This is a genomic window from Melioribacter sulfuriphilus (assembly GCF_052656625.1).
In genome coordinates this window covers 86,975-109,870 of record NZ_JBQXXK010000005.1, presented here as the reverse complement: position 1 = coordinate 109,870, position 22,896 = coordinate 86,975, and the positions used below count along the sequence as shown (strand labels likewise).

Below are 22,896 nucleotides of genomic sequence, written 5' to 3'. Positions count from 1 at the left end.
AAACAATCAAGAAATTACATGTGAAGCAACCAGAGCCGCCTGTTCGAGTACTGTTTCAGTTGCAGTCTTTTCTCTGTCAGGGGGATAGCCATATTTTCTCAAAATTTTTTTAACCTTAAGACGTATTTCTGCCCGGGCACTCTCTTTCCTGGTCCAGTCGATAGTAACGCTTTTCCTTATTGTTTGTGTAAGTTCGAGGGCAATTTTTCGTAATGTTTCGTCACCCAGCACTTTAACCGCGCTATCATTTACACCGAGAGCATCGTAAAAGGCTAATTCATCCTCGCTAAGGTTGAGCTTGACACCTCTGTTTTTGTCCTCCCGCACCTGCTTTGCAAGTTCTATAAGTTCTTCAATAACTTCTGCGGCTTCGACACTACGATTGGTGTATTTTTTTATCGTCTCTTCAAGCATTTTCAAAAAAGATCTTCCCTGAACAAGATTTCGTTTTAAGATAATCTTTATCTCGTCATTAAGAAGTTTTTTAAGTGCCTCAAGGGCAAGGTTTTTATGTGGCATTTCTTTAATTTCGGCGAGAAATGCATCTGAAAGGATAGAGATATCAGGCTTTTTAATACCGGCTGCTTCAAAAATATCAATAACTCTGTCGGATATCACCGCTTTTGATATTATCTGTTTAATAGCCGATTCAAACGGGGCATCGATAATTTTTTTTGTATCTGTAAGTTTGGTTAATGAAGATTTAACCGCCTGGAAAAAGCCAACTTCCTCTTTGATTTTCATCGCCTCCTCGTGTGGCAGAGAGAGTGAAAATGCTTTAATCAAAGCTGTAGTTTCTCGAATAAATTTTTCCTTTTTATCTTTTTCTTTAAGGATGTGTTCCATTGCATCGGGAAGAAAAGTTATTCTTTCTTCAGGCTTGAGTACAAAAAACTTTGAGTAATCAAAACCATGAAACATATCTCTTACCACTTCGTACTTTTCAAGCATGAGAGCCACAGCTTCTTCCTGATTGAAAACAGGTTTACCTCTGCCGCCGCTTTCGGTATAATCGCTCAGTGCTTGCTTAAGTTCGGCTCCAATTCCCATATAATCAACAACTAGGCCACCTTCTTTGCCGGGATAAACGCGATTTACTCTTGCTATTGCCTGCATGAGATTATGACCTTGCATGGGTTTATCGAGATACATGGTATGAAGGCAGGGTACATCAAAACCTGTCAGAAACATATCTCTTACAATTATGAGTTTTAACTCATGCGCAGGATCTTTAAAGTTTTCTCCAATTCTTTTTCTTCGCTCCTTATTTCGGATATGCTTTTGCCATTCTACAGGGTCGGAAGCCGAACCAGTCATTACCACTTTAATAAAGCCCCTGTCGTCATCGTCGCTATGCCAGTGAGGTTTTAAAGCAACCAACTCGTTATAGAGTTCGACACAAATCCGGCGCGACATACAGACAATCATCCCTTTACCATCAAGTACTGAAAGACGATTTTCAAAATGTTCTACTATATCTTTTGCAATTCTTTTAATTCGTTCAGGGGCACCAGCAAGTTTTTCGAGGCTCGCCCATTTGCTTTTTAGCTTTTCTTTGCCTTCTACTTCTTGGCCTTCGGTCAATTCTTCAAATTCTTTATCTATTTTTGGTCGTTCCTCTGGTTTTAAATCAAGTTTTGCAAGCCGCGATTCGTAATAGATCCTCACGGTTGCGCCATCTTCAACTGCCTGCTCAATGTCATACACATCGATATAATTTCCAAACACAGCCGGCGTACTTTTATCTGCTTTTTCTATAGGTGTTCCTGTAAAACCAATAAAAGAAGCATTCGGCAATGCATCGCGGAGGTATTTTGCGTATCCGTATGTAATTAATGATTTATCGTTTTTATTGATAATCTTCGCTGCAAATCCATATTGCGTTCTATGCGCCTCGTCGGCAATGACAATGATATTATGGCGGTCGGAGAGAAGGGGATATTTTTCTCTTTCCTCTTCTGAAAAGAATTTCTGTATAGTGGTAAAAACCACTCCCCCCGATGCAACTCTCAAAAGTTCCTGAAGTTCTTTTCGGGAGTTCGCCTGAACGGGTGCCTGTCTTAAAATATCCTGGCAGTGGCTAAATGTATTAAAGAGTTGATCGTCTAAATCGTTACGGTCGGTTAATACAACAATTGTTGGATTATCGAGCTCACGGATGATCTTGCCGGCATAAAATACCATGGTTAAGCTTTTACCAGAACCTTGTGTATGCCATACAACCCCAGCTTTTTTATCTCCTGACGGTTGTGTTCTGACAGATGGTAAATTATAATTTTCAGGTTTTTCTTTTACTATCATTTTTAGCTCTGCCCTTGCCCGGATTGTAGAGGCAACAGCTTTGTTCACTGCCCAGTATTGATGGTATGCAGCAAGTTTTTTATGAGTTTCTCGATTTTTTTCAAAGACTATAAAATTTCTTACTATATCGAGCAGCCGATTTTTATCAAACATCCCGCGAAGAAGGACATCTATTTCTATTTGATTATCTTCGATTTTTTCGCCATCGATAGTTTTCCACTGCATGAAACGTTCGACTTTTGATGTAATTGTACCAGTTCGTGCATGATACCCATCAGTGATAACCAGAACTTCATTATATGTAAAAATTGAAGGTATTTGCTCTTTGTAGGTTTGCAATTGATTGTAAGCATCCAGGATGGTGGCGTTTTCACTGGCAGGATTTTTTAGTTCCATTATAACCAGAGGTATACCATTAATAAATAACACCACATCAGGTCGGCGTTCTATGTTGTTTTCGACCACCGTAAATTGATTGGTAGCCATAAAATCGTTGTTTGCTGGATTGTGAAAATCAAAAAGATAGATTTTCTCGTATCGCTCTTCATTATCTTTTCTCACAGCTATATCAATACCATCTACCAGCATCTTATGAAAGCGTTCGTTTTCGTAAAGTAACAACTGGCTTTCGCTTGTAGTAAGTTGTTTTATTGCCTGTTCGATGGTTTCGCTGGTGGCGGCAGGATTAATTTTTTGCAGAGAATTCTTTAATCGGTCTATAAGCAAAACATCCTTGTAGCTGCTACGCAGTGCAAATAATCCACCGGGCAGGTATTCTTCCTTATCGCCATAAATAATTTCATATCCAATATCATACAAAATAGAAAGTACCCTTTTCTCAAGATCTGATTCTGAAATTGCGTGTTTCATAGATTATTTTATTTCCTCATTTAAAAATTTTTCCGGATCATCTATACGAATTTTGCCGGTCATGAGTTTGGGCAAAAGCGCGTCGCGAAGGGAGGAGAGGGTTCGTGCTTCTACATTAATGTTAATAATCTTTTCAATAATTGGATTAAAAATTTTATCCATCTTCTTAATTGTCATATTATCTGGAATCAAAACCAATGAATTCTTTAAATGGTGTCTTTGTATGTGTCCCATTGTAGTTGCTTTTCCCTCTGCAATATGTCTATAATCTGGAAGATATTGAAGTGTCCAGTAATAATAGAACCATTTAAGATAATCTTTAGATGTTACTTTGAATAAATGCTGATTAAGTGCCCCCTTACCCCCAGTCCATATTACAACTTCAAGACTTCCTGACCAAGAAAATACAACGTCTCCATCATCAATTATGTACTCCTTTGGAATGTTTAGACTCGCCTTATCTGAATCTTTAGTTACTCCTTGCCTTAATTCTCTTATTTTAATTATCGGTAAGTATTCTTCTGTATTCTTTGGAGGATATTTTTGCAAAGGTAATCCATTTAAGAAATTTGCAATTTCGTCTATAGGTTTCACTCTCCACCCCTTTGGTATCTCCTTGTCAAGTTCTTCGTTGTATTCCATAGGTCCGCCGGAGGATTTGTAGGGTTTGCCTTCTTCGTTGGGAAACTCAAAGTCAATAAACCAGTGTTTGAATATTGCCTGGCCTATGGCTTCAAGGGTTTTGTTCATCTGCTGGTTGAGTTCGATCTTGGCATCCAGGTCGGAAAGGATTCTGGCAATGGCGCGCTGCTCGGGGAGAGGGGGGAGGGGAAATTTATATTCGTAGATTCTTTTAGGTGCAGTATGCTTTACCGTTGAACCTGAGGCAGTATTAACAACAAAATTATGATATCTTTTGGTTCTTAATAGCCAATATAAGAAGTATTTATCAATTTTTGGTGACTTAATTATTATTAATCCTAACCTTTGATTATGCAAATAATTTTTTCCCTTTTCTTTAGGAACCAAAGCACTATAACCTAACGTATCACCTTCTTTACTTAAATCGGTCATTATTATGATAAGGTCATCTCCTTTTAGAAGGTACTTTTCTGGAATTTTTCCTAAATAATATTTAAAATAATCAGATTTAAAACCTCCTCCAATCTTGAAATTTCCAGGAGTGAGTAGAATATTTTCATTAGGCACATCTGTGAAAAATTCACCTTTAAACGAAAATCCATGTTTAATTTCAATTTCATCTCCCAATCTCTTCACCTCCCAATCCTCCGGTATTAAGCCAATTTCGGTTTGTTTGAATGTGGTTTTGTTGGGTTTCATAGGTTGGTCCTTGCTAAAATATTCCTTTTTTTCTTTGTTCACTAATATTATTTAAGAAACTTTCAACTCCCCCATTCTTTAATGAATTTAAGAAATTTTCAGTATCTATAGCTAAGTATTCAAAGCTTTCTGTAGATATTTTGGTAAGATTAAATTCGGGGACATCGGAGAATAAAGGATTTTTTTGAATATTTTCGATTTCTTCTAAAATGATTTTTTTTTTACTTTCTTTAAGAATTTTTAAACCAAACTTTTCTTCAAAATAATTTTTCTTAAATTTATCACTTATTTTAGGATTTATGATGAGTAAGATTTTTTCATTATTGTTCATTAATTCGTTGAAAATAAGATTATTGATATGAGGGTCAAAAAAACTATAACCTATAACAATATAATACATTTTCTCTTTTAGCTTTGCTTTAAACATCTCAAGTAAACTAAAAAAAGGTTCTATTGTGTAAACTTTTGAGCCATGACCAAATATAAGTAATGGATCTATTTCTATTTCTATGTTTTTGTCATCTACATCTTCTGTTTTTTTTCTTACCGTTCCATCGCTTAGACGATACCAATCTAACGATCCATGCAATTTATAATAATTTATCCTTGACGCAGAATATGTGTTTTCATCAATATCAGATTTATCAAATCCAACCCATTTATTACTTACAAAACCGGTATAGAGGGTATTTTCTTCTTTAAAGGCGTGTTCCATTACAAGGTCGTTGTTTAGTGTGAAAATTTCTAATTTCAAGTCTGTATTTGATAAATTATTCTTTAAAAAGTTTTTTAATGGTTCTAAAAAATTTAATACTTTAAGTTTTAGCCATTCATCATAACATTTATGTATAATTTTACTTTCGATAGATGAATATAAATCACCTTCATATTTTTTTGATTCGTATTTGTATTCCTGCTCTAACAACATTATTTTATCTGACCAGTTACCCGTAACGGGATATGGAAGATAATTATCTCTATTTTTGATTCTCCTTAGTAAAACCCCGAATTCTTCTATATTTGGTATATAGAAATATTTTCCATTGCTCTCAAGAGACCGCCAGCGTGCCTGATACTCAAGGCAAGAAAGGATAAATTTAATGGTTTTCTTTTCTGTACTTGTAAAAACATCGTTATGTTCATCATTTGATATATTTTCTAAATCCTTAAGCATTTCACTTGATAATTTACAACCAGCAGGTTTCGAAAACCCAGCGCCTGTAAATATTAGTACATCATTAAATATGTTTACTGTTTCGTTCATATAAACCACACAGTTTTTTTAGCCGTTTCATTATTTGGTATTACTTTTAATCGAAAATGTGCCATATATTCAGCCACTAACTTAGAATAAATGGTTGTTACAGGTTGAGCTTTTTGCTTTAAGCTTTTCCAATAAAGACGAGAGAATTCATACACTTGACTAATTAATTCGTGATGATCAAAAGCATTCCCTGGATCATAAATTCTTAATTTAATGGGATATTCTTCTTGACGGATAGGATTTATTGGCTTCTCCCAATATCGCAAATTATTAAAAAGCAGATATTCATTTGGTTTTAATTTAATATATACTCCACTCTGAGGCATATATCGTTCATAATCTAGATCAAAACATATATCAGTAGATGTTTTTGTGTCATTAATTTCCACAACGGCAAAAGAAATACTTGAAGCAGATATTTCTCTTAAAGAATTCTCAATCTCTCTATTTTCTTTTTCGTTTAATGGTTTATAGTAATGAATAACAAGTTTATCAAAGTTATTATTTTGTTCTTTATAGTCACTTATAGCATTAAAAAGATGTTCAATTATTGATCTAATGTTATTTTTTGTACTAAAATTAATTCCCTGAATTACGCCTTCATTATCAAAATAAACTGCAGATCCTAGATATTCTTGTTCTTCTTTTCTATATATATTAAATCCTACTGTTAATTGTTTATAATGTTTTTTTGCCAATTTCCATGGGATCCCGCCTATTTTGGCAAGCATAGCGATAGCAATGTTAGGCAAACCAAAATGAAAGTTTTCCTGAAATATTTTATCTCTTTCAATAAACTGAGAAGGTATATTTTTCTCGAGTAAAATTTTTTTAATCTCAAAATATTTTTTACTTTGTTCTTCTGTAGCCTTAGATTTTGAAAATGGCATTATACAAACAGCTAATAAATTTTCATTCTTTGGAGCAGGGAGTTTTTGTTTTATTTCTTCTACTATATTATCTAAATTATTAGAATCATACTTAATCCTTATGCCTGAGAAGTTGGCAGGTATTCCAACATAGCTCTCAAGCCCTGGAAAATGCCTATATCCTCTTGATAAGAAATTTGCTAACTTATTTGCGCTTTCACTATCTGGGTATACAAATAAAAGTTGGATTTTAGAAATATTATCAGGAAGTTTAAATGGTCCATAATCTCTCATTCCATTTATAGTGCTAAAATCCTCTCTACCTCCACTAAAAATCATTTTATTTTTTTCAAAATCTACAATCTTAACTTCATGTTCTCTTTTAATAATAAAGTTTGGGAAAATGGTTACTTTTTCATTTACTTCCTTAGCGATTGTTTCTGCAATTTCTCTAATTTTATAATAATCTTCTTTATAAAAATGTAATAACGGACACGGGGAAATTCTATTTTGTGTTCTTAATTCTTTGTTAAATTTTACAGGTAAATTATTTTTAGAACTTTCCTTTTTTCTTATTAGCAGATTATTTTCTACAACTTTTATATTTTCATTTGGTCTACTCCCATCATTTTCAACTTCTCCAATATAACTATCTTTGCTACCGATACTTAAAGATAATTCTATATTAAGAGGATTGCCATAAAGATGGAAAACCAGATCGAATCGTTCATATTTCTTAATATTATTTTTATTTGTTTCTGTTTCTTTATATAAAGAAAAATCACATCCTTCTCTGAATGGCTCTATAATATACTTGTCTTTTAATTTCTTAATAAATGTTTCTTTTAACCACTTTCTAAGTAAGGCTTTGTTCTTTGAAAGACTTATATCTACATCTACTGAATGCTCAGAAGCATCATAAAAAGAAATAAAAACATTCGTTTCATTCTCTATTTTTTCTTTTTTTTCTGTTTCTCCTTTCTCTATTTTTTCTTTTTTATTTAAAATTTCTACTTTTAATTCATTGTTATCTGGTAAATTTTTAATAAAATCGAATTCTAATAATTTTTGTGGTTGATATTTTGCCCAAATAGATTTACTAATTTTATTATCTGAAACATCAATATGAAAGTAAACATTTACTTTATTCACATTAATATCAACTCTAAAACGATTAATAACTAAATTCATATTTTCTCCTAATATGTTTTAGTCAAATTTAACGCACATTTTAATACTTTTCTTTTAAATATTTTTTTCCCTTTCACTCCCCTACCTCCCAGTGTCCGCCCTTGTCTGGGCCGATTCTTTTAATTTTACCTTGTGTTTTTAGTTTGGCAAGATGCTTTTCAATTGCTCTTGTTGTAAGTTTTAAAGATCGTGCAAGTTCTTCAATGGTTATTTCCTTGTTATTTTTAATTAACTCAATAATTTTCTCCGAACTTTTCTCCGAACTTTTCTCCGAACTTTTCTGTGAACTTTTTGGGCGTTCTAATATTACTGTGAAAAAACCTGTAGACTGAAACTCCGGTAAAGGGAGGTTTGCTTCTTTCATAGCATTTCTCATCCTTTCAATACCAGAACCTGCTTTTTCTACAAGATTGACGGATCTAAGAAGGTTAAACAATAAGGGATTTCTTGATATACTTTTTTTACCGAAATCTGCTTCTTTAATGGCAGGGACAAGACCACCAGGATTGCTGATTTCGACCCTATCGTCATAGACATCTATCTGAATATTAGCTCCTTTTTCGTTATAATCTCGATGTGCAATTGCATTCACGACTGCCTCTCTAAGAGCTTCTTCTGGAATTTCTAATACTTCTTTTCGTGGCCCAGCATTTTCAATTATGTATTCAACATTTAAGTTTCTTATTAGAAATGCGATAGCATTTTCGTAATTGGAAAGTATGTCTTCGGTAAAATCTTTTTTATCAATAATTTTATATTTGTTTGTGCCCTTATACATTACGCAGGTTATGATTGCCTGCCTGAAAAATTTTTCTACTTCATCGCAAAAAAACAGTACGCCTGCATTTTTAAAATATCCGTTCTCTGTTAATACTCCAATGTTTTTTAAAATATCTTCGTCAGGAATAACCCGACTAATTTCAGCTCTCCGTAAAAAGTTTTCAAATCGTTTTTTACTAAAACCATTGTTAAATGTAAATTGCTTGTTAATGCCTTCATCAAATAAAATTTTCCCCTCTTTGTTAAAAAAATCTCTTATTTCGTCTGTCGATAATTTTTGTGAGTTGCTTGCCTGTCTTATGAAAAAACCTTCAGAACAACGATAAGGCTTATTCAAGCCTTCTTCAACATTTATAATGAGTACATTATCGAAGTCATCAAAGTGAATATATACCTGGGGATCACAGTTTCTAGCAACGTCTTGAATTGCTGATTTAAGTTTATTGGTTATATTAATTCCTTTAACTTTTTTCTCGTCAGTAATACCAAGAAAAACCCTCCCGCCTTCAGCATTGGCTAAGGCAACAAATTCTTTTGCGAGACTTTTAGAGTCGAAGCTTTCCTTAAACTCAACCTGTAATCCCTCGCCCTGTCCAATAAAAAATTCAAATTCTTCCTTTGTCATATCTTCCAACCAATTTTTTCAAGATTTCTTTTTATTTTCTCATCAAGCCTTCTTCCTTCTTCCATTTGCTTTGCCAGTTCTGAGGTAAGGGTTTTCATTTTTTCTTCGAATGTCTCATCGTCTTCTTCCTCTGCCTCTGTGCCCACATAGCGGCCGGGGGTGAGGATGTGGTTGTGTTTTCGTACCTCTTCGAGCGTGGCGGATTTACAAAAACCCGGTATGTCTTGATATTCAAGTTCATTTTCTCCTCGCCAGGCGTGGTAGGCATCGGCAATTTTTTTAATCTCCTCGTCGGTTAATTCTCGGTGTCGCCTGTCGACCATCACCCCCATTTTGCGGGCATCAATAAAAAGGATTTCGCCTTTACGGGTTCTGAATTTGTTATTTATTTTATCTCTGGAAACAAACCAGAGACAGGCAGGAATCATGGTATTGTAAAATAGTTGAGAAGGCAGTGCTACGATGCAATCAACCAGATCAGCTTCGACAATATTTTTTCGTATTTCCCCTTCGTTGGAGGTCATCGAGCTTAAAGATCCGTTGGCCAGGACAAATCCGGCAGTGCCTGTTGGCGAGAGGTGATGTATGAAGTGCTGTACCCAGGCGAAGTTGGCATTGCCTTTTGGAGGAACGCCAAATTTCCATCGCACATCTTCCTGTAAATGTTCACCTCCCCAATCGCTTACGTTAAAAGGCGGATTGGCTAATATAAAATCAGCTTTTAATTCTTTAAACTGGTCATCGTGGAAAGAATCGCCCCATTTGATGTCGGCTTCTATTCTTCTTATTGCCAGATTCATTTTGCAAAGTCGCCAGGTAGTCTGGTTACTCTCCTGTCCGTAAATGGAGATATCCCCAATTCTTCCGCCATGCGCTTCGATAAATTTTTCGCTCTGAACAAACATTCCGCCAGAGCCGCAGCATGGATCAAAAATTCTTCCTTTGAATGGTTCAAGCATTTCTACCAGAAGTTTTACTATGCTTTGTGGTGTGTAGAATTGTCCGCCTTTTTTCCCTTCTGCATCGGCAAATTGCCCCAGAAAATATTCATAGACTCTGCCAAGTATATCTTTGCTTTTATTTTCTCTGTCTCCCAGCCCAATAGTGCCAATTAAATCAATTAGCTCGCCCAGGCGTTGTTTGTTTAATGCGGGACGGGCATAAATTTTTGGTAACACTCCTTTAAGCGAATTGTTTTCCTTTTCGATGGCGTCCATTGCATCGTCGATAATTCTGCCAATTTCTGTTTTTTTTGCATTTTCAAGCAGGTATTCCCAGCGGGCTTTTTTGGGCACCCAGAAAACCCTCCTGGCAATGTATTCGTCTTTATCTTCAGGATCTGAATGTGGTTCATCTTTTACTTCATTATAAACTTCAGTAAAAGCATCAGAGATATATTTAAGAAAAATAAGACCGAGCACAACATGTTTGTATTCAGCAGCATCCATGTTGCTACGAAGTTTATCAGCCGTTTGCCACAGCGTTTGTTCAAAACCTAAATTTGCACCGTTATTGTTTAATTTTGGCATGTCTATTTTCTCCAACTACAATAATCCATTGAATTAATCCTTCAATTATAGTACAGATATAAAACCTGTATATTTTTATATAATTTTTTCGATAGTTACATACACAATTTTATCTTCCTTATAAATATTTTTTCGTATTGAATAAAGAGTGAATAATACGTGTTTAGCACATCTGCTAAGAAATGCCCAACTTTAACAAATTTGTTTTTATTTTTATAGCCTTTTGACATTAATAATATATCTCTTTGTGGACATCTTACTTTAAAAATTGCCAAAGTAGTTCAATCATAATTTCTTGAACTTGCCCTTTTTACCGCTGGAGCAAACCTTCGTGGTGCTATTACTACATTTCTTTATGTGTTTTTAATAAACAAAATTTTTATTGCAAGATATATTAACTAATAACATTAAAATATTTTCCTTCAATATTAATTACAAGATATTTTCTTTAAAAATATTAAACATAGACAGAATAAAATAGACAAGCAGCAAAACTTTTAAATCATAAAATACGGAAGAAATGCTGACAATTTTAATTATAGCGGAAACATCATCAGATCAGGAAGGTGCATTTCAATAAAGATTGAGAACCATCTTTATTAAGAAAACTTAATAGTAATGTTATGTTCAATTCGAACTAATTATCGTCACTTATCATTCCGTACAACGATATTATCTTTTCATAGTCTTCAGGCCGATTGACATTGAAAAATAATTCATCTTTATAGAATGATAACCCTTTGGGATGAATTATTTCTGCATCGATATTTTTTAAGAAATAGTGAAATGATTTATCGCTTATTTCAGTTGATGATATAAATTTCTCCACATCATTTAATATTGCTCTGGAATAGAGTCCAACCAGCGGTTGATGATAGCCCGCAGCTTCGCAATATTTAATTGGCTTATCACTTTCATATTCAATTATGTATTCAATCATCTCTTTAGACATTAAGGGAACATCGCAGGATAAAACAAATATTTTTTCTGTTGAAGAATGCAAAAGCGCTGAGTGAATACCGGCTAAAGGTCCTTTCCATCTATAAACATCTTCGTACAATGAGAGATTTAAATGTTTATAATCATCGGGAGTGTTTGTGATTATTATTAGTTCCGAAAAAATTGATTTCATCAAATCAATAATTCTCTCAATGATTGTTTGATTTCCGAGTTTAAGAAATGATTTGTTGACTCCCATTCGTGAGCTTTTGCCACCAGCAAGAATCACTCCGGTTATATCAGTATACAATTTACTCTTTCTCCTTTTTTGGGATTTGTTCTTTCTTCTTCTATTTCAATTAAACAATTTGCCCGACTCATTTCAACGAGATTTCCCGATGATTGCGAAAATTCCGATGTGACTTTAAACTCATTTTCTTCATATCGAATAATTCCCCTTGCAAAATGTCGTTTACCATCCTTCTTTTTCAAATCGTTTAATAATGTTGCAGTAACTTTATCCAGTGATTTCTGATTGAATATCTGATCAATTGCCGGTTTTATAAATACATAATAGTTTACCAGTGATGAGACCGGATTGCCCGGTAATCCGAAAACTAAAATTCTTCTATCATCTTTTGCGTAAACGCCAAAGTAAATCGGTTTGCCCGGTTTAATATTTACTTTCCAGAATTTTTCTTTCACTCCCTGTTCTTCAAAAACTTCTTTCAGGAAATCGTACTTACCGACAGAAACTCCACCCGTTGTTATTAAAACATCAATATTCATTGATAATGCTGTCCTTATCTTTTCACTAATTATTTTACGATCATCTTTTGTAAAGCCCAGATTGATAACTGTGTTATTCATTTCCTTGATGGCAGCATAAAGCGAATAAATATTTGACACGCGCAGTTTATCTTCTGTCGGTTTTTCATTGATTGGTATAAGTTCATCGCCGGTGGCCAATACAGCAAATTTTAATTTACTGTAAACCTTTACTTTTTCTTTTCCACAGCTTGCAAGTACAGCAATTGTTTTAGCATCAATTTTAGTAAAGCGAGCAACGGCAATTTCATTCTTCATCAGATCATTCCCCTGTTTCCGAACATTCATATTCTTCTTAAAGAATGAATCCGGTTTCAGTTGGAGTGTGTTACCATTCATCTCAACATCTTCAATTGGAATAACTGTATCAGCATTTGCAGGAAGTTTGCTTCCTGTGGTAATAAGCATAGCCTCGCCTTTTGTTAAATTGAATGACGAGTATTTTCCGGCAGAAATTTCTCCAATAATTTTCCAGCTATCTCTTTCAGAAAATTTAATTGCATAACCGTCAACAGCGGAGTTATCGAATGGCGGCAAATCAACATCAGCTAAAACATCTTCTGCAAGTATTCGATTAAGAGATTCATAAATATCCACCTCTTCTGTGTGAAGAGTCGGCCGTTCAAATTCTTTTTTTACAATTGCAAGTGCTGCACTATAACTTAACATAACTTTCCTTCTTTTTCGTTATGAAAATTCTTTTTTATCAGTTTACTGTATCTACTGGTGAAGGTTCACGATTAACATTTTTTTTCTCAAATGAACACAAAGTTCAACTCTGATTATCTGTAAGTATTTTTATTTTATCTCCGATAAAAATTTCTCCGCCTCGAGTTACTTTAGCAAAAATTCCTTCACGCGGCATTACACAATCTCCTACCTTGAAAAATATTGCACATTTGCTATGACATTCTTTTCCAATCTGAGTTATCTCAAGTTCTGCCTCTTCACCAATTTTAATTCTTGTTCCGATCTCAAGATCTGGAAGTTCGAGAAATTCCGTTGTAATATTTTCTGCAAATGCACCGGCACGAAGATTTGGTAATCCCTTTTCTCTCATCTTTTCAATACTTTCAATTGCCAGGAAACTTACCTGCCGATGCCAGTTACCTGCGTGTACATCGCCTTCAATTCCGAAGTTTTCGATAAGCTTTGCCGATTGCACATTTGTTTTTGGGATTCCTTTTTTCTTACTGATTGAAATTGCTACAACTTTACCAACAATTGGATGCAGATCAGATTGACAATTCTGTGCTGTCTGTGAATTAATCTTCTCTAAAGTAGTTTCCACTTTTTCCTCCGGTTTTGCTCAATAATTTTATTTCGCTTATCACCATTGATTTATCAATTGCTTTGCACATATCATAAACAGTCAAAGCAGCAACCGAAACAGCTGTCAGAGCTTCCATCTCAATTCCCGTTGATGCAGTTGTTCTGGCAAAAGAAGTTATTTCAACAGTTTTGTTTTTTGAATTCAATTTCAAATTAACATCTATTTTAGAGATGAAAATGTTATGACAGAGTGGTATCAACTCACCGGTCTTTTTTGCGCTTTGAATTCCTGCAAACTTTGCGATAGTAAGGACATCTCCTTTTTTAACGGAATTACTTTTGATTGCATAAAAAACACTTTTAGAAACTTTGACTTCTGCATAAGCTTCAGCTGTACGAACAGTTGAAGGTTTCTCTGAGACATCAACCATTTCGGCTTTGCCGTTGCTATTTATGTGTGATAATTTTTTCATCCGCCAATTCTCATCATATTATTTTGTTGTAATTGTGACAACTCATCTGCGTCGGGATGCTTCTGCCATTTTGATTGCATAGAGTTTTGAATGAACTTGACAATTGTTTCGTCCGCAACAGAATGATCAGCCAACAAAGATTTTAGTCCGATTTTAGATGGCTCCGAGAAAAGACAGTTTTTAATTTGTCCGCTTGCTGTAATACGCAAGCGATTGCAAGCATCACAAAAGTGATTCGAGATCGAGCTTATAAATCCAACCTTGAGCTTTGTATTTTCAACTACGAAATCTCTTGATACTTTTTCATTACTTACAATTTCTGTTAGACTGAATTTCTTTTCAATCTCTTCTTTCATTTCTTTCCAGCTCAAAAATTTAGAGATATCCCAATGATTTCCGTAGAACGGCATATATTCTATAAACCTTACAGTTATAGGATATGGTTTGAAAAATTCGATAAAATCATTCAGTTCGTCATCGTTAATATTCTTAATAACAACCATATTTACCTTAACTGACTTGAATCCGATTTCTACTGCTCTTTGAATAGAGTATAAAGTTTCGTCAAAAAAATCTTTGCCGGTAATGGCAATGAATTTGGTTTTGTTTAGTGTATCAAGACTTATGTTTAGAAGTTGAACTCCATATTGATGCAGTAAATCAATTTTGTTGAGTAACTGCGTGCCGTTTGTTGTAATCCCAATTTCAAAATTGTATTTGTTTTGTAAGGAAGAAATCATTTCGAAAAGTCTAAGGACATTTTTCCGAATAAGAGGTTCGCCGCCTGTAAATCGAATTTTATTTACTTCTAAATCTCTTAGAAGAATTTGTATCAATCGAAATAATTCTTCATAAGAAAGAATGGATTTATTTGACTCGTACTTGGCGAGCATATTCGAAGGATTACAATAAATACAATTCAGATTGCATTTATCGATCAAAGAAATGCGGACATAATCGTGAATACGGTTAAAATTATCTATTAGCTTCATAGAATTAAAATTCCGATTACTGCACCGATAATTACAACATAAGCTGGATGAAGGTTGAAGAAGATAATCAATGCTGCACCGATAGCAAGTAGAATGAATTCCTGCCAGTGATTACCATTTTTAACAGCATACTGATACATAATTGCTGCAATCATTCCAATGATTATATATTTTATTCCGCCGAAGGCTTTTGTTACCAGTAAGTTATTTTGATAGTAAGAATAAATTTGGGTGGCGAACAGAATAATTATTGCCGGCGTAAAAATATTCCCGATGTTTGCTACGATAGCACCGAGTACACCGGCTGTTTTATAACCAGTGTAAGTTGCAAACTTAATCGAAATGGCTCCGGGGAATATTTCGACCATTCCGAGAATTTTAAGGAATTCATCGTGGCTGAGCCACCGATGATTCTTAACAACTTCAGTTTCAATCAACGGAATTAATGAATAAGCGCCGCCGAATGAAAATGAACCAACCTTTAAAAATGATATAAACAGATTGATCAGATTTTCAATCATTTCTTTTTATCCTCAATAATGTCATCAATCCAGCTTAATGCAGCCATCATTGATGGAAGTCCTAATGTTGGCAGAGAAAGCAATGCAACCTGTCGCATTTCATCAGCAGTGCAACCAGCTTTTAATGCTTTTCGTGCGTGTGAATGAACAGCACCTTCTAAACGTGCGCCTGTTGAAATTGCAAGTTTAATCAGTGCGCGTGTTTTTTCATCTAATGGACCTGCATTGTGTACTGCGTTGCCAAGTTCCTCATATGCTTTTGCTATTTCGGGATAATCCTCAGTAAATTTTTGAAACCGTTTTGGTACTTGTGACATTGTTTAACTCCTTTTTCTTTTAATAGAACATCTTTGAATTTGATAATCATTGATTAAAATAAAAAACCCGCTTTGCATTGCGGGTTAAATAAATTGAATAAGATTGATCATTCAATTATAAAACTCTCCTTTGCAAAGCGAAGTTTGTCTAAAAAGATTAATTTTTAGACAACCTCTGGCAGGCTAATCCGTTTCCAGATTAACCCTATCTGTCTGATATCGACAGGGCGGTTGAAGAATCATAAAGATTTTTCAAATCTTCTTAGATTCGACAACTCGGAGAAAATATTTTTAAGAACAAAGTTGCTATACTTTTACTAACTTAACTTTAGTATCATAGAACGAAACGCTTCCGCCAACAGGATCTACCATACAGGTATTATTTCGCAAAGATGAATCTGTCCACATAACTGCATTTGCGTGCAGACCTTTTGCCCTTCTTGGATCACCTTTTATAGTTTCACCATCGATTACAAAATCGTCAGAACCGGTAGCCCAATGACCAAATCCAAGAACAAAGGAAACTACACCGGGTCGCATCGTTTCTGTTGGAATAACTTTGCCAATTATGTCTCTTGTTTTTCCATTCCTAAAATTCCAAACTCCTTCCGGGTTTGTAGCACTTACAACTCTTACCAGGTCATCTTTTTTCAAGCCTAAATTGCGGGCATCCTTTGGATTTATCATAATTCCGTTTTCCGGCATAATTGGTTGCAACCAGTAAGCGGCAATTGTTCTTGATTTTGTTTGAGTAATTGTGCGATGTGTAATTAAACTTAAATCATACCCTTTAGAGATTTTATCAACTTTTTCCTGAGCATAATTCATAATTGGCAGATACTTGGCATAGCCATAATAATGCTCACCGGTTGAAGAGTATTTCTGAGAAGCAGTCTTTTCCTGATAGATATTTAATAATGCACCGTAGCGGTGAGCTAGTTTATCTCCATCAAATGACTCACTGTGTTCTTCGTATCTACCGCCTCGATTTAGAATATAAACTACTTTTCTCCACTTATCTTCACCAACTACTTTTTTCCATCTTTGTTCGTCAAAGACCGATTTATCGAGATGTCTTCTGGCTTTTGAGAAAACTTCGAGTTCTCTATCGTCTGCATCGGGAACTTCAGATTCGGTAAAGGCTAAATTAGCTATTGCACGCAGATAAAAATCATCTGGTCTGGTAATGTTTAATCCTTTACCAAGTGCATCTTTACCAAAAGCTTTTAATCCTAGTTTTTCACTCAGAGCCATAAACATTGCTTCCAGACTGCAGGGAATTTCCTCACCGTAAACTTTAACTTTTTCTGTTATTGGTAAAATTACCGGTTGACGAACATTTTCAACTTTAGCCGGGATATTGGGGTGTGAACCCTGGAATTCCCATCTTTCCAGGTAAGACAGATCCGGAAAGATATAATCAGCATACATTGAAGTTGAACCAATTATAATATCACTACAGAAGAAAAGAGGAAGTTTATTTACATCTGCAAGAACATCAATGTTTGTATGGCCTGCCGGTAAAGCATAAGTTGGTGCACCCATATAAAAGAAGAGGGCTTTAACCTGATACGGATAAGCATCACCAATACTTGGAATTATTTCTTCATAAATGTCTGAAGAAAGCGGATACCAGTTTCGTTTTGCCGGATAACCCTCAAACAATGTTGTTTTTTCGTAATCAATATTGTGACGAATTGAGCTTATTCCGAATGGAGAAATTTTTCCTTCTACTTTTGTTAAATCAAATACTCCGCCTTTGGAACCATCATATTTGTAAGTGGAAGCTTTACACATCCCGCCAGCCCAATCGTAGTTACCAAGCAGCATATTTAACGACATCCAGCTGAGCACATTGTAAAATCCATTTGTATGTTGAGCTGGTCCGCGATGAATATCAACGGCAGCTTGCTTACCATAACTCGTTAATTCTCTCGCAACTTCAATTACATCTTGCTCATCAACTCCGGCAATTTCACACCACTTACTAATTGAATTTTCTTCAGCAGATTCCTTTAAAATTTGTAATCCGGATTTTACTCTAACTTTCTTTCCTTCTTTATTCACTAATTCGGTATCAACAAACAGATCTCCATAGACAGGATTTTTTTCGTCATTTGGATCAACCCAGGTTGGTTTGCCGTTTACCATAACAACAATAAATTTTTCTTCGTATTCAATTTCTTTTGATTTGTCTTTCGGGTCCTGAATTTTTCTTTTTTCAGCAGATCTCAAACCAAAATCTGCGGCGCGAATAAATTTTCCTGGTTTGCCATCTTTTATTTCAACTAACCAGGTAGAATTTGTCCAGCTGGTTTCGTTGGTTTCTTTCGCAGCAGCTTTATTAGCATTACGCAAAAACTTCTCATCGTAACGATTATTATTTATTATCCACTGAATCATTGCAAGAGCTAATGCTGCATCTGTGCCCGGTTTAATTGGAAGCCATTTGTGTGCCTTGCTTGCGAGTTTTGAAAATCGTGGATCTACAACCGCAATTTTTGTATAACCTTTTGCAAGGTTTTCTGTTAAGCGAACTGTTCTATTCGTAGGACCATAGTTAGCTTCAAACAAATTTGCGCCAACAAATAAAACATATTTTGCGTGTTCGAGGTCTGCCTGCCAGTAAAACTTTTGACCGCCGCCAAATTTGCCTTCCTGGTATTGTTCACTTATTGCTTTGCAGGTAAAATAAAGCGACCCCTGACAAACTGTTGTGTGTCCGTGAAGATTGGTTGTACCGAATGCAGATTGAAATCTTGTAAAGAATTCTTTCCTTCCGTTTTTCAATCGGCCAAATGCCATTACGAATTGATTGTTCCTTGGACCCAGATCAGGATGATCCGGATCGATAAGTTTATCTAAATTTGCTTTGTGCTTTTCTTTAAATGCAGCAACTAATTCTTTTTTCTTCTCTCTGTCTTTTTCAGCCCAGATTGCTTTTATATCGTTAGCCATTTCTTTAGCAACACTATTATCACGCAAAGCCATAATATCTTTTAAGCCTTCTACAACACGGTTTTCTTCGCCGGGTACATTGGCAAATAATTTACCGCCATTTACTATTTCATCAATTGCTTGTTCGAACGGAATGGTAATCCATTTATTCTCACCGCGTTTGCCAGCACGCTTCAACACTTTTCTAATACGATAGGGATCGTAAGCTATCTGCACACCAGCCTGTCCTTTTGGACAGAGAGCACCATCAATTCTTGCAGCTTCATCAACACTCGTTTTCATAGAAAGATGAGGCACCATTGTCCAGGGATTGTATGGATTGCCATCAATCTTTGCTAATACACCATCCTGAATTTTAGCTTTTATTCCACATCCGGTGTTGCAATTGAGGCAAACCGAATAAATGATATTCTCCGGTTTATTTAATTTGTATTCAGCATCAGGTCTTTTACTCTTGATTATCAATTGCTGAGTTTGTGCTGAAGCTTTTTCTCCTCCCAAAATTGCAGCCAGAGCTCCTCCGCCAAGTAATGCTCCTTTTGCTAAGAAACTTCTTCTTGATTTATCAATTAATTCCTGTTTCATAATTCTGTTCCTAATTTCTTTTTGGTGTATTGAGAAAGAAGTTTTATTCCGAAATAAACTAAAGCTACTCCAAACGCACCTATGAAAAGTGCGATTAAATATTCATTCAATGTTGCCGAATAATCAAATCTTAATCGTTCGTGATAGAAAGCTTCTTTTAATCCTTTAAGTTCTGCTACTGCCTGACCCGGAATTAGAATATTTAATCTTGCTGAGACAAATGTAACTGCCACAATAAAAGCTCCTGTTCCAACGATCTGATAAGTTTTTCCTCTCAATAGAAGATAAAGTGCAATTAGAGCGCCACCGAGATGAACTAACCAGAAAACCCACCAGAAAGGACCAAACAATATCAGCTCAACTGCTTCTCTTATGTGCGAATTTGGTGACCAGAAAACCAAACTGTATTCTGCAAACTCTGCAATGAAATAAAAAATAATTCCACCAATGATTGTGTAGCGCAGCATTTTGAACGGCTGATGTGTAAGATCAAATTCATTGTAGTGTAGAAATGTATAAACTAATAATAAAACTGCTCCGCCGGATGTTATTGCAGAAACCAGAAACAATATCGGAAGTAATGGAGAACTCCAGAATGGTTTTGCATCAACAACTCCAAAAAAGGCTCCACTTTGACTTGGGAATGCGATTGAAAATAAGAATGCCAAAGCCATTAACGGAAGTATCCAATGGTTTCTATCGTGAAAATCTGTTTGCTTTTCTTTATTAAGTGTTAGATAAAAGATTATTGCAGCTGTTACAATAAATAATGAATACATCCAGGCATTAAAAGCCATCATCGAACCAAAGTTTGGGGCATAAAGTATTCTTGCAAATCTGAAAGGTTGCCCAAGATCTAACCAGATTGAAAACAATCCTGTTATAATTGAAGCAACAGATACGACAATCACAACTCTGAAATTTTCTCTGAAGCCGGTAAGATTGAATATGTATCCGATTACCCCAAGTGCAAAAACACCACCGGCAATTCCAACAAAATGAAAATACAACGCTACCCATAAACCCCACGGGACATAGCTTCCATAACCAGCCAGGCGTTCGCCTGTTAAAAATTTCATAACAAGTGCTATGAATCCAATTGTAAAGACTATTACCCAAATTCGGGATAAGTTTTTGTAAGTTCTTTCTAACATATTTGACCTCATATCAAATAAATGACAGATGGTTTAGTGCCTTTTTCCTCAAGCAGCTTTATCTGATTTGGTTGTCTCGCCATTTCAGAAACCAATGAATCCGGATCATTTGCATCGCCAAAATAATTTGCACGGCCGATGCAGGTTGAAACGCACATCGGAAGTTCGCCTTCATTTAATCGATGCAAGCAGAAATGACACTTGCGTGCATTGCCCATCGGTGAATTGTGGCCTTCGCGATCCCAGCTTTTGCCATATTCATTGCTTGGAAGTAATTCATAAGGTTGAAGTTCCGGAGTATCTTCAGTGTAGTACTCACCAAAGTCACTTGTGCGTGCACCATAAGGACAAGCTGAAATACAATATCGGCAGCCAATACATTTATCGTAATCAATTTGAACAATACCATCCGGTCTTTTCCAGGTTGCATTAACCGGACAAACAGAAACGCACGAAGGGTTTTCGCATTGCATACAGGGGCGTGGGAAAAATCTTAATTGTGTATTCGGAAATTCACCAATCTCTTCCTGCACAACAGGGCGATAAACAACTCCCGGAGGCAGCTTGTTTTCTGCAATGCAAGCAACAGTGCAAGCATGGCAGCCGACACATTTTCTTGTATCAATTACCATCATCCATTTTCTTTCTTCAACCGGCTTAGCCAATGCTTTCTTCAACTCAGCTTGCATACGAATCAGTATATCTGATTGTTCATTCACTTCAACAGTTTTGAATTCGGGAATATCTCGTATTGTTTCCTTGCCGGTTGGTGTTTCAGGGGGTGGACTTAAACGTGAGATAGTAACAGCAGCGACCGAAACTGCTACTCCGCCTCCAACCACTCCGGCAGTTCTCAGGAAATCCTTTCGTGAGATTTCTTTACTTAATAAACTTTCTTGTTTTGTTTCTTCTGGCATTTTTTTACTCCATTATTAAATTCTTGCCATTATGAGAATAAGAGTCCTATCAAAAAATTATAAAAATGAATAGAAGAATGTTATTCTCGGTGTGATTGACGCATCAATGCTTCTTCCATTTGGCAGCGATTCATATGTTTCAATAATAACATTCGGACTGATAGTTACTTTTGCATCGGGCTTATAATTTAAACTAAAGATGAACCAGTTTCTTGAATCTCCCTTGACATCTGAATCACTATTTGGATCGTAGTAGTCATATCGTCCAACAGCAGCTAATTCTTTCGAAAAATTATATGACGCAAATACTGATAGTCCCATTCCTGTTTTATCTTTTATTTCAGTACCGCTAATCATTCCATTTTGTCTTTGAGTGAGAAAGCCTTCGACTCCTAAAGAGTAAACATCTGTTCCTTTGTAGCCAAGGAATAATGCATAAGTTAAATCATTATTTGATAGAGTTGCAGGAGGAATACTTGTGCTTGTCGGATCATTAATATCCGGACGGGCTTTCAAATCTGCATAAAGTGTAGTTGTAAATTGTTTTACCGGAGAATATTGTAAATGAGCATAAAACCTTTTGTATTTGTCAGTTTCTGGTGAGTTACCGCTTCCATTACCAACCATCAACCAATATTTGAACATTCCTTCATTATCTAATTTACCTTTTAGTGTAACTGCAAGATCGCGTGACGAAACAATTCCTCTTAAATCCATTATTGTCTTTTCAAGAAATCTGTTGCCCCAGATTCCTTCAGAAACTTCGAATGCCGGTGTTGGCTGTATACCAAAAATTAAGTCGCTTCCTTTAAAAATATTTTTCCATTGTAAATATGCATCCTTCACAAAAACGCCAATTTTGTTGTTGCTTGTATTTGCTGCCTGATCTGCCTCTAATCGGAACCGTGTAATAAATGACTCGGAGATATCATAATCATAAGTAAAATAAATTCTTCTTAACTGAATTCCATTCAAATCCTTTTTGCCACCATTTGCAACATTCGACAAATATGTAATACCAGTATCCCTTGCAGCGTTATAAAAATAATCGCCAAACATATAACCGGAAAATCTTCCTTTGTTTGTTATTTCCTGTGCCTGTAAAGAGCCAAGTGAGATGAACAAAACGATAACTGTAAAAAGAATATTTTTCATTTCTCTCTCCTTCAG

Annotated in this window: 17 protein-coding genes and 1 riboswitch; all 17 genes read right to left on the bottom strand. The window is 35.4% G+C overall.

The genetic code is table 11. The features are described from left to right. Nucleotides 1–6: 6 nt before the first annotated feature. Nucleotides 7–3,171, bottom strand: coding sequence for a type I restriction endonuclease subunit R (locus tag ACUN8G_RS07810; RefSeq protein ID WP_437346316.1), 3,165 nt, complete (start codon nt 3,169–3,171; stop codon nt 7–9). A gap of 3 nt (nt 3,172–3,174) precedes the next feature. Then, on the bottom strand, nt 3,175–4,512 hold the full coding sequence (locus ACUN8G_RS07805) for a restriction endonuclease subunit S (protein ID WP_437346317.1): 1,338 nt from the start codon (nt 4,510–4,512) through the stop codon (nt 3,175–3,177). Nucleotides 4,513–4,525: 13 nt separating this feature from the next. Further along, nucleotides 4,526–5,776: an SIR2 family protein gene (locus tag ACUN8G_RS07800; protein ID WP_437346318.1), complete on the bottom strand. Its 1,251-nt coding sequence runs from the start codon at nt 5,774–5,776 to the stop codon at nt 4,526–4,528. Further along, a complete protein-coding gene (locus tag ACUN8G_RS07795) occupies nt 5,773–7,836 on the bottom strand; it encodes a Piwi domain-containing protein (RefSeq protein ID WP_437346319.1) in 2,064 nt (687 codons plus the stop codon). Before ACUN8G_RS07795 ends, ACUN8G_RS07800 begins: the two co-directional genes overlap by 4 nt. Nucleotides 7,837–7,909: 73 nt before the next feature. Then, on the bottom strand, nt 7,910–9,241 hold the full coding sequence (locus tag ACUN8G_RS07790; RefSeq protein ID WP_437346320.1) for an ATP-binding protein: 1,332 nt from the start codon (nt 9,239–9,241) through the stop codon (nt 7,910–7,912). Next, on the bottom strand, nt 9,238–10,770 hold the full coding sequence (locus ACUN8G_RS07785) for a class I SAM-dependent DNA methyltransferase (RefSeq protein WP_437346321.1): 1,533 nt from the start codon (nt 10,768–10,770) through the stop codon (nt 9,238–9,240). The genes ACUN8G_RS07790 and ACUN8G_RS07785 overlap by 4 nt, the downstream gene beginning before the upstream one ends. Nucleotides 10,771–11,407: 637 nt before the next feature. After that, nucleotides 11,408–12,019 (bottom strand): molybdenum cofactor guanylyltransferase, encoded by a 612-nt coding sequence (gene mobA, locus ACUN8G_RS07780; RefSeq protein ID WP_437346322.1) that lies wholly within the window; start codon nt 12,017–12,019, stop codon nt 11,408–11,410. After that, nucleotides 12,004–13,206, bottom strand: coding sequence for a molybdopterin molybdotransferase MoeA (locus ACUN8G_RS07775; RefSeq protein WP_437346323.1), 1,203 nt, complete (start codon nt 13,204–13,206; stop codon nt 12,004–12,006). The genes mobA and ACUN8G_RS07775 overlap by 16 nt, the downstream gene beginning before the upstream one ends. Nucleotides 13,207–13,309: 103 nt before the next feature. Beyond that, on the bottom strand, nt 13,310–13,762 hold the full coding sequence (locus ACUN8G_RS07770; RefSeq protein WP_437346422.1) for an MOSC domain-containing protein: 453 nt from the start codon (nt 13,760–13,762) through the stop codon (nt 13,310–13,312). Nucleotides 13,763–13,802: 40 nt separating this feature from the next. Further along, nucleotides 13,803–14,282, bottom strand: coding sequence for a cyclic pyranopterin monophosphate synthase MoaC (moaC, locus tag ACUN8G_RS07765; protein ID WP_437346324.1), 480 nt, complete (start codon nt 14,280–14,282; stop codon nt 13,803–13,805). Continuing rightward, on the bottom strand, nt 14,279–15,274 hold the full coding sequence (moaA, locus tag ACUN8G_RS07760) for a GTP 3',8-cyclase MoaA (protein WP_437346325.1): 996 nt from the start codon (nt 15,272–15,274) through the stop codon (nt 14,279–14,281). The genes moaC and moaA overlap by 4 nt, the downstream gene beginning before the upstream one ends. After that, nucleotides 15,271–15,795, bottom strand: a complete 525-nt coding sequence (locus ACUN8G_RS07755) for a chromate transporter (RefSeq protein ID WP_437346326.1) — start codon at nt 15,793–15,795, stop codon at nt 15,271–15,273. The genes moaA and ACUN8G_RS07755 overlap by 4 nt, the downstream gene beginning before the upstream one ends. Continuing rightward, nucleotides 15,792–16,112, bottom strand: a complete 321-nt coding sequence (locus tag ACUN8G_RS07750; RefSeq protein WP_437346327.1) for a carboxymuconolactone decarboxylase family protein — start codon at nt 16,110–16,112, stop codon at nt 15,792–15,794. The genes ACUN8G_RS07755 and ACUN8G_RS07750 overlap by 4 nt, the downstream gene beginning before the upstream one ends. Before the next feature lie 109 nt (nt 16,113–16,221). After that, nucleotides 16,222–16,406, bottom strand: a riboswitch (molybdenum cofactor riboswitch). A 12-nt stretch (nt 16,407–16,418) separates the two neighbouring features. Next, nucleotides 16,419–19,655 carry a molybdopterin-dependent oxidoreductase gene (locus tag ACUN8G_RS07745; RefSeq protein ID WP_437346328.1) on the bottom strand — a complete coding sequence of 1,079 codons (3,237 nt, stop codon included), beginning with the start codon at nt 19,653–19,655 and terminating at the stop codon, nt 16,419–16,421. After that, nucleotides 19,652–20,809: an NrfD/PsrC family molybdoenzyme membrane anchor subunit gene (gene nrfD / locus ACUN8G_RS07740; protein ID WP_437346329.1), complete on the bottom strand. Its 1,158-nt coding sequence runs from the start codon at nt 20,807–20,809 to the stop codon at nt 19,652–19,654. The genes ACUN8G_RS07745 and nrfD overlap by 4 nt, the downstream gene beginning before the upstream one ends. An 8-nt stretch (nt 20,810–20,817) precedes the next feature. After that, complete coding sequence (locus tag ACUN8G_RS07735) at nt 20,818–21,726, bottom strand: 4Fe-4S dicluster domain-containing protein (protein ID WP_437346330.1); 909 nt, start codon at nt 21,724–21,726, stop codon at nt 20,818–20,820. A 57-nt stretch (nt 21,727–21,783) separates the two neighbouring features. Then, nucleotides 21,784–22,881: an outer membrane beta-barrel protein gene (locus ACUN8G_RS07730; protein WP_437346331.1), complete on the bottom strand. Its 1,098-nt coding sequence runs from the start codon at nt 22,879–22,881 to the stop codon at nt 21,784–21,786. Nucleotides 22,882–22,896: the final 15 nt, after the last annotated feature.

Bases quoted from the DNA above. Each gene is read 5' to 3' on its own strand.
- ACUN8G_RS07810 (WP_437346316.1), bottom strand. From the start codon at position 3,171: ATGAAACACGCAATTTCAGAATCAGATCTTGAGAAAAGGGTACTTTCT.
- ACUN8G_RS07805 (WP_437346317.1), bottom strand. From the start codon at position 4,512: ATGAAACCCAACAAAACCACATTCAAACAAACCGAAATTGGCTTAATA.
- ACUN8G_RS07800 (WP_437346318.1), bottom strand. From the start codon at position 5,776: ATGAACGAAACAGTAAACATATTTAATGATGTACTAATATTTACAGGC.
- ACUN8G_RS07795 (WP_437346319.1), bottom strand. From the start codon at position 7,836: ATGAATTTAGTTATTAATCGTTTTAGAGTTGATATTAATGTGAATAAA.
- ACUN8G_RS07790 (WP_437346320.1), bottom strand. From the start codon at position 9,241: ATGACAAAGGAAGAATTTGAATTTTTTATTGGACAGGGCGAGGGATTA.
- ACUN8G_RS07785 (WP_437346321.1), bottom strand. From the start codon at position 10,770: ATGCCAAAATTAAACAATAACGGTGCAAATTTAGGTTTTGAACAAACG.
- ACUN8G_RS07775 (WP_437346323.1), bottom strand. From the start codon at position 13,206: ATGTTAAGTTATAGTGCAGCACTTGCAATTGTAAAAAAAGAATTTGAA.
- moaC (WP_437346324.1), bottom strand. From the start codon at position 14,282: ATGAAAAAATTATCACACATAAATAGCAACGGCAAAGCCGAAATGGTT.
- moaA (WP_437346325.1), bottom strand. From the start codon at position 15,274: ATGAAGCTAATAGATAATTTTAACCGTATTCACGATTATGTCCGCATT.
- ACUN8G_RS07755 (WP_437346326.1), bottom strand. From the start codon at position 15,795: ATGATTGAAAATCTGATCAATCTGTTTATATCATTTTTAAAGGTTGGT.
- ACUN8G_RS07750 (WP_437346327.1), bottom strand. From the start codon at position 16,112: ATGTCACAAGTACCAAAACGGTTTCAAAAATTTACTGAGGATTATCCC.
- ACUN8G_RS07745 (WP_437346328.1), bottom strand. From the start codon at position 19,655: ATGAAACAGGAATTAATTGATAAATCAAGAAGAAGTTTCTTAGCAAAA.
- nrfD (WP_437346329.1), bottom strand. From the start codon at position 20,809: ATGTTAGAAAGAACTTACAAAAACTTATCCCGAATTTGGGTAATAGTC.
- ACUN8G_RS07735 (WP_437346330.1), bottom strand. From the start codon at position 21,726: ATGCCAGAAGAAACAAAACAAGAAAGTTTATTAAGTAAAGAAATCTCA.
- ACUN8G_RS07730 (WP_437346331.1), bottom strand. From the start codon at position 22,881: ATGAAAAATATTCTTTTTACAGTTATCGTTTTGTTCATCTCACTTGGC.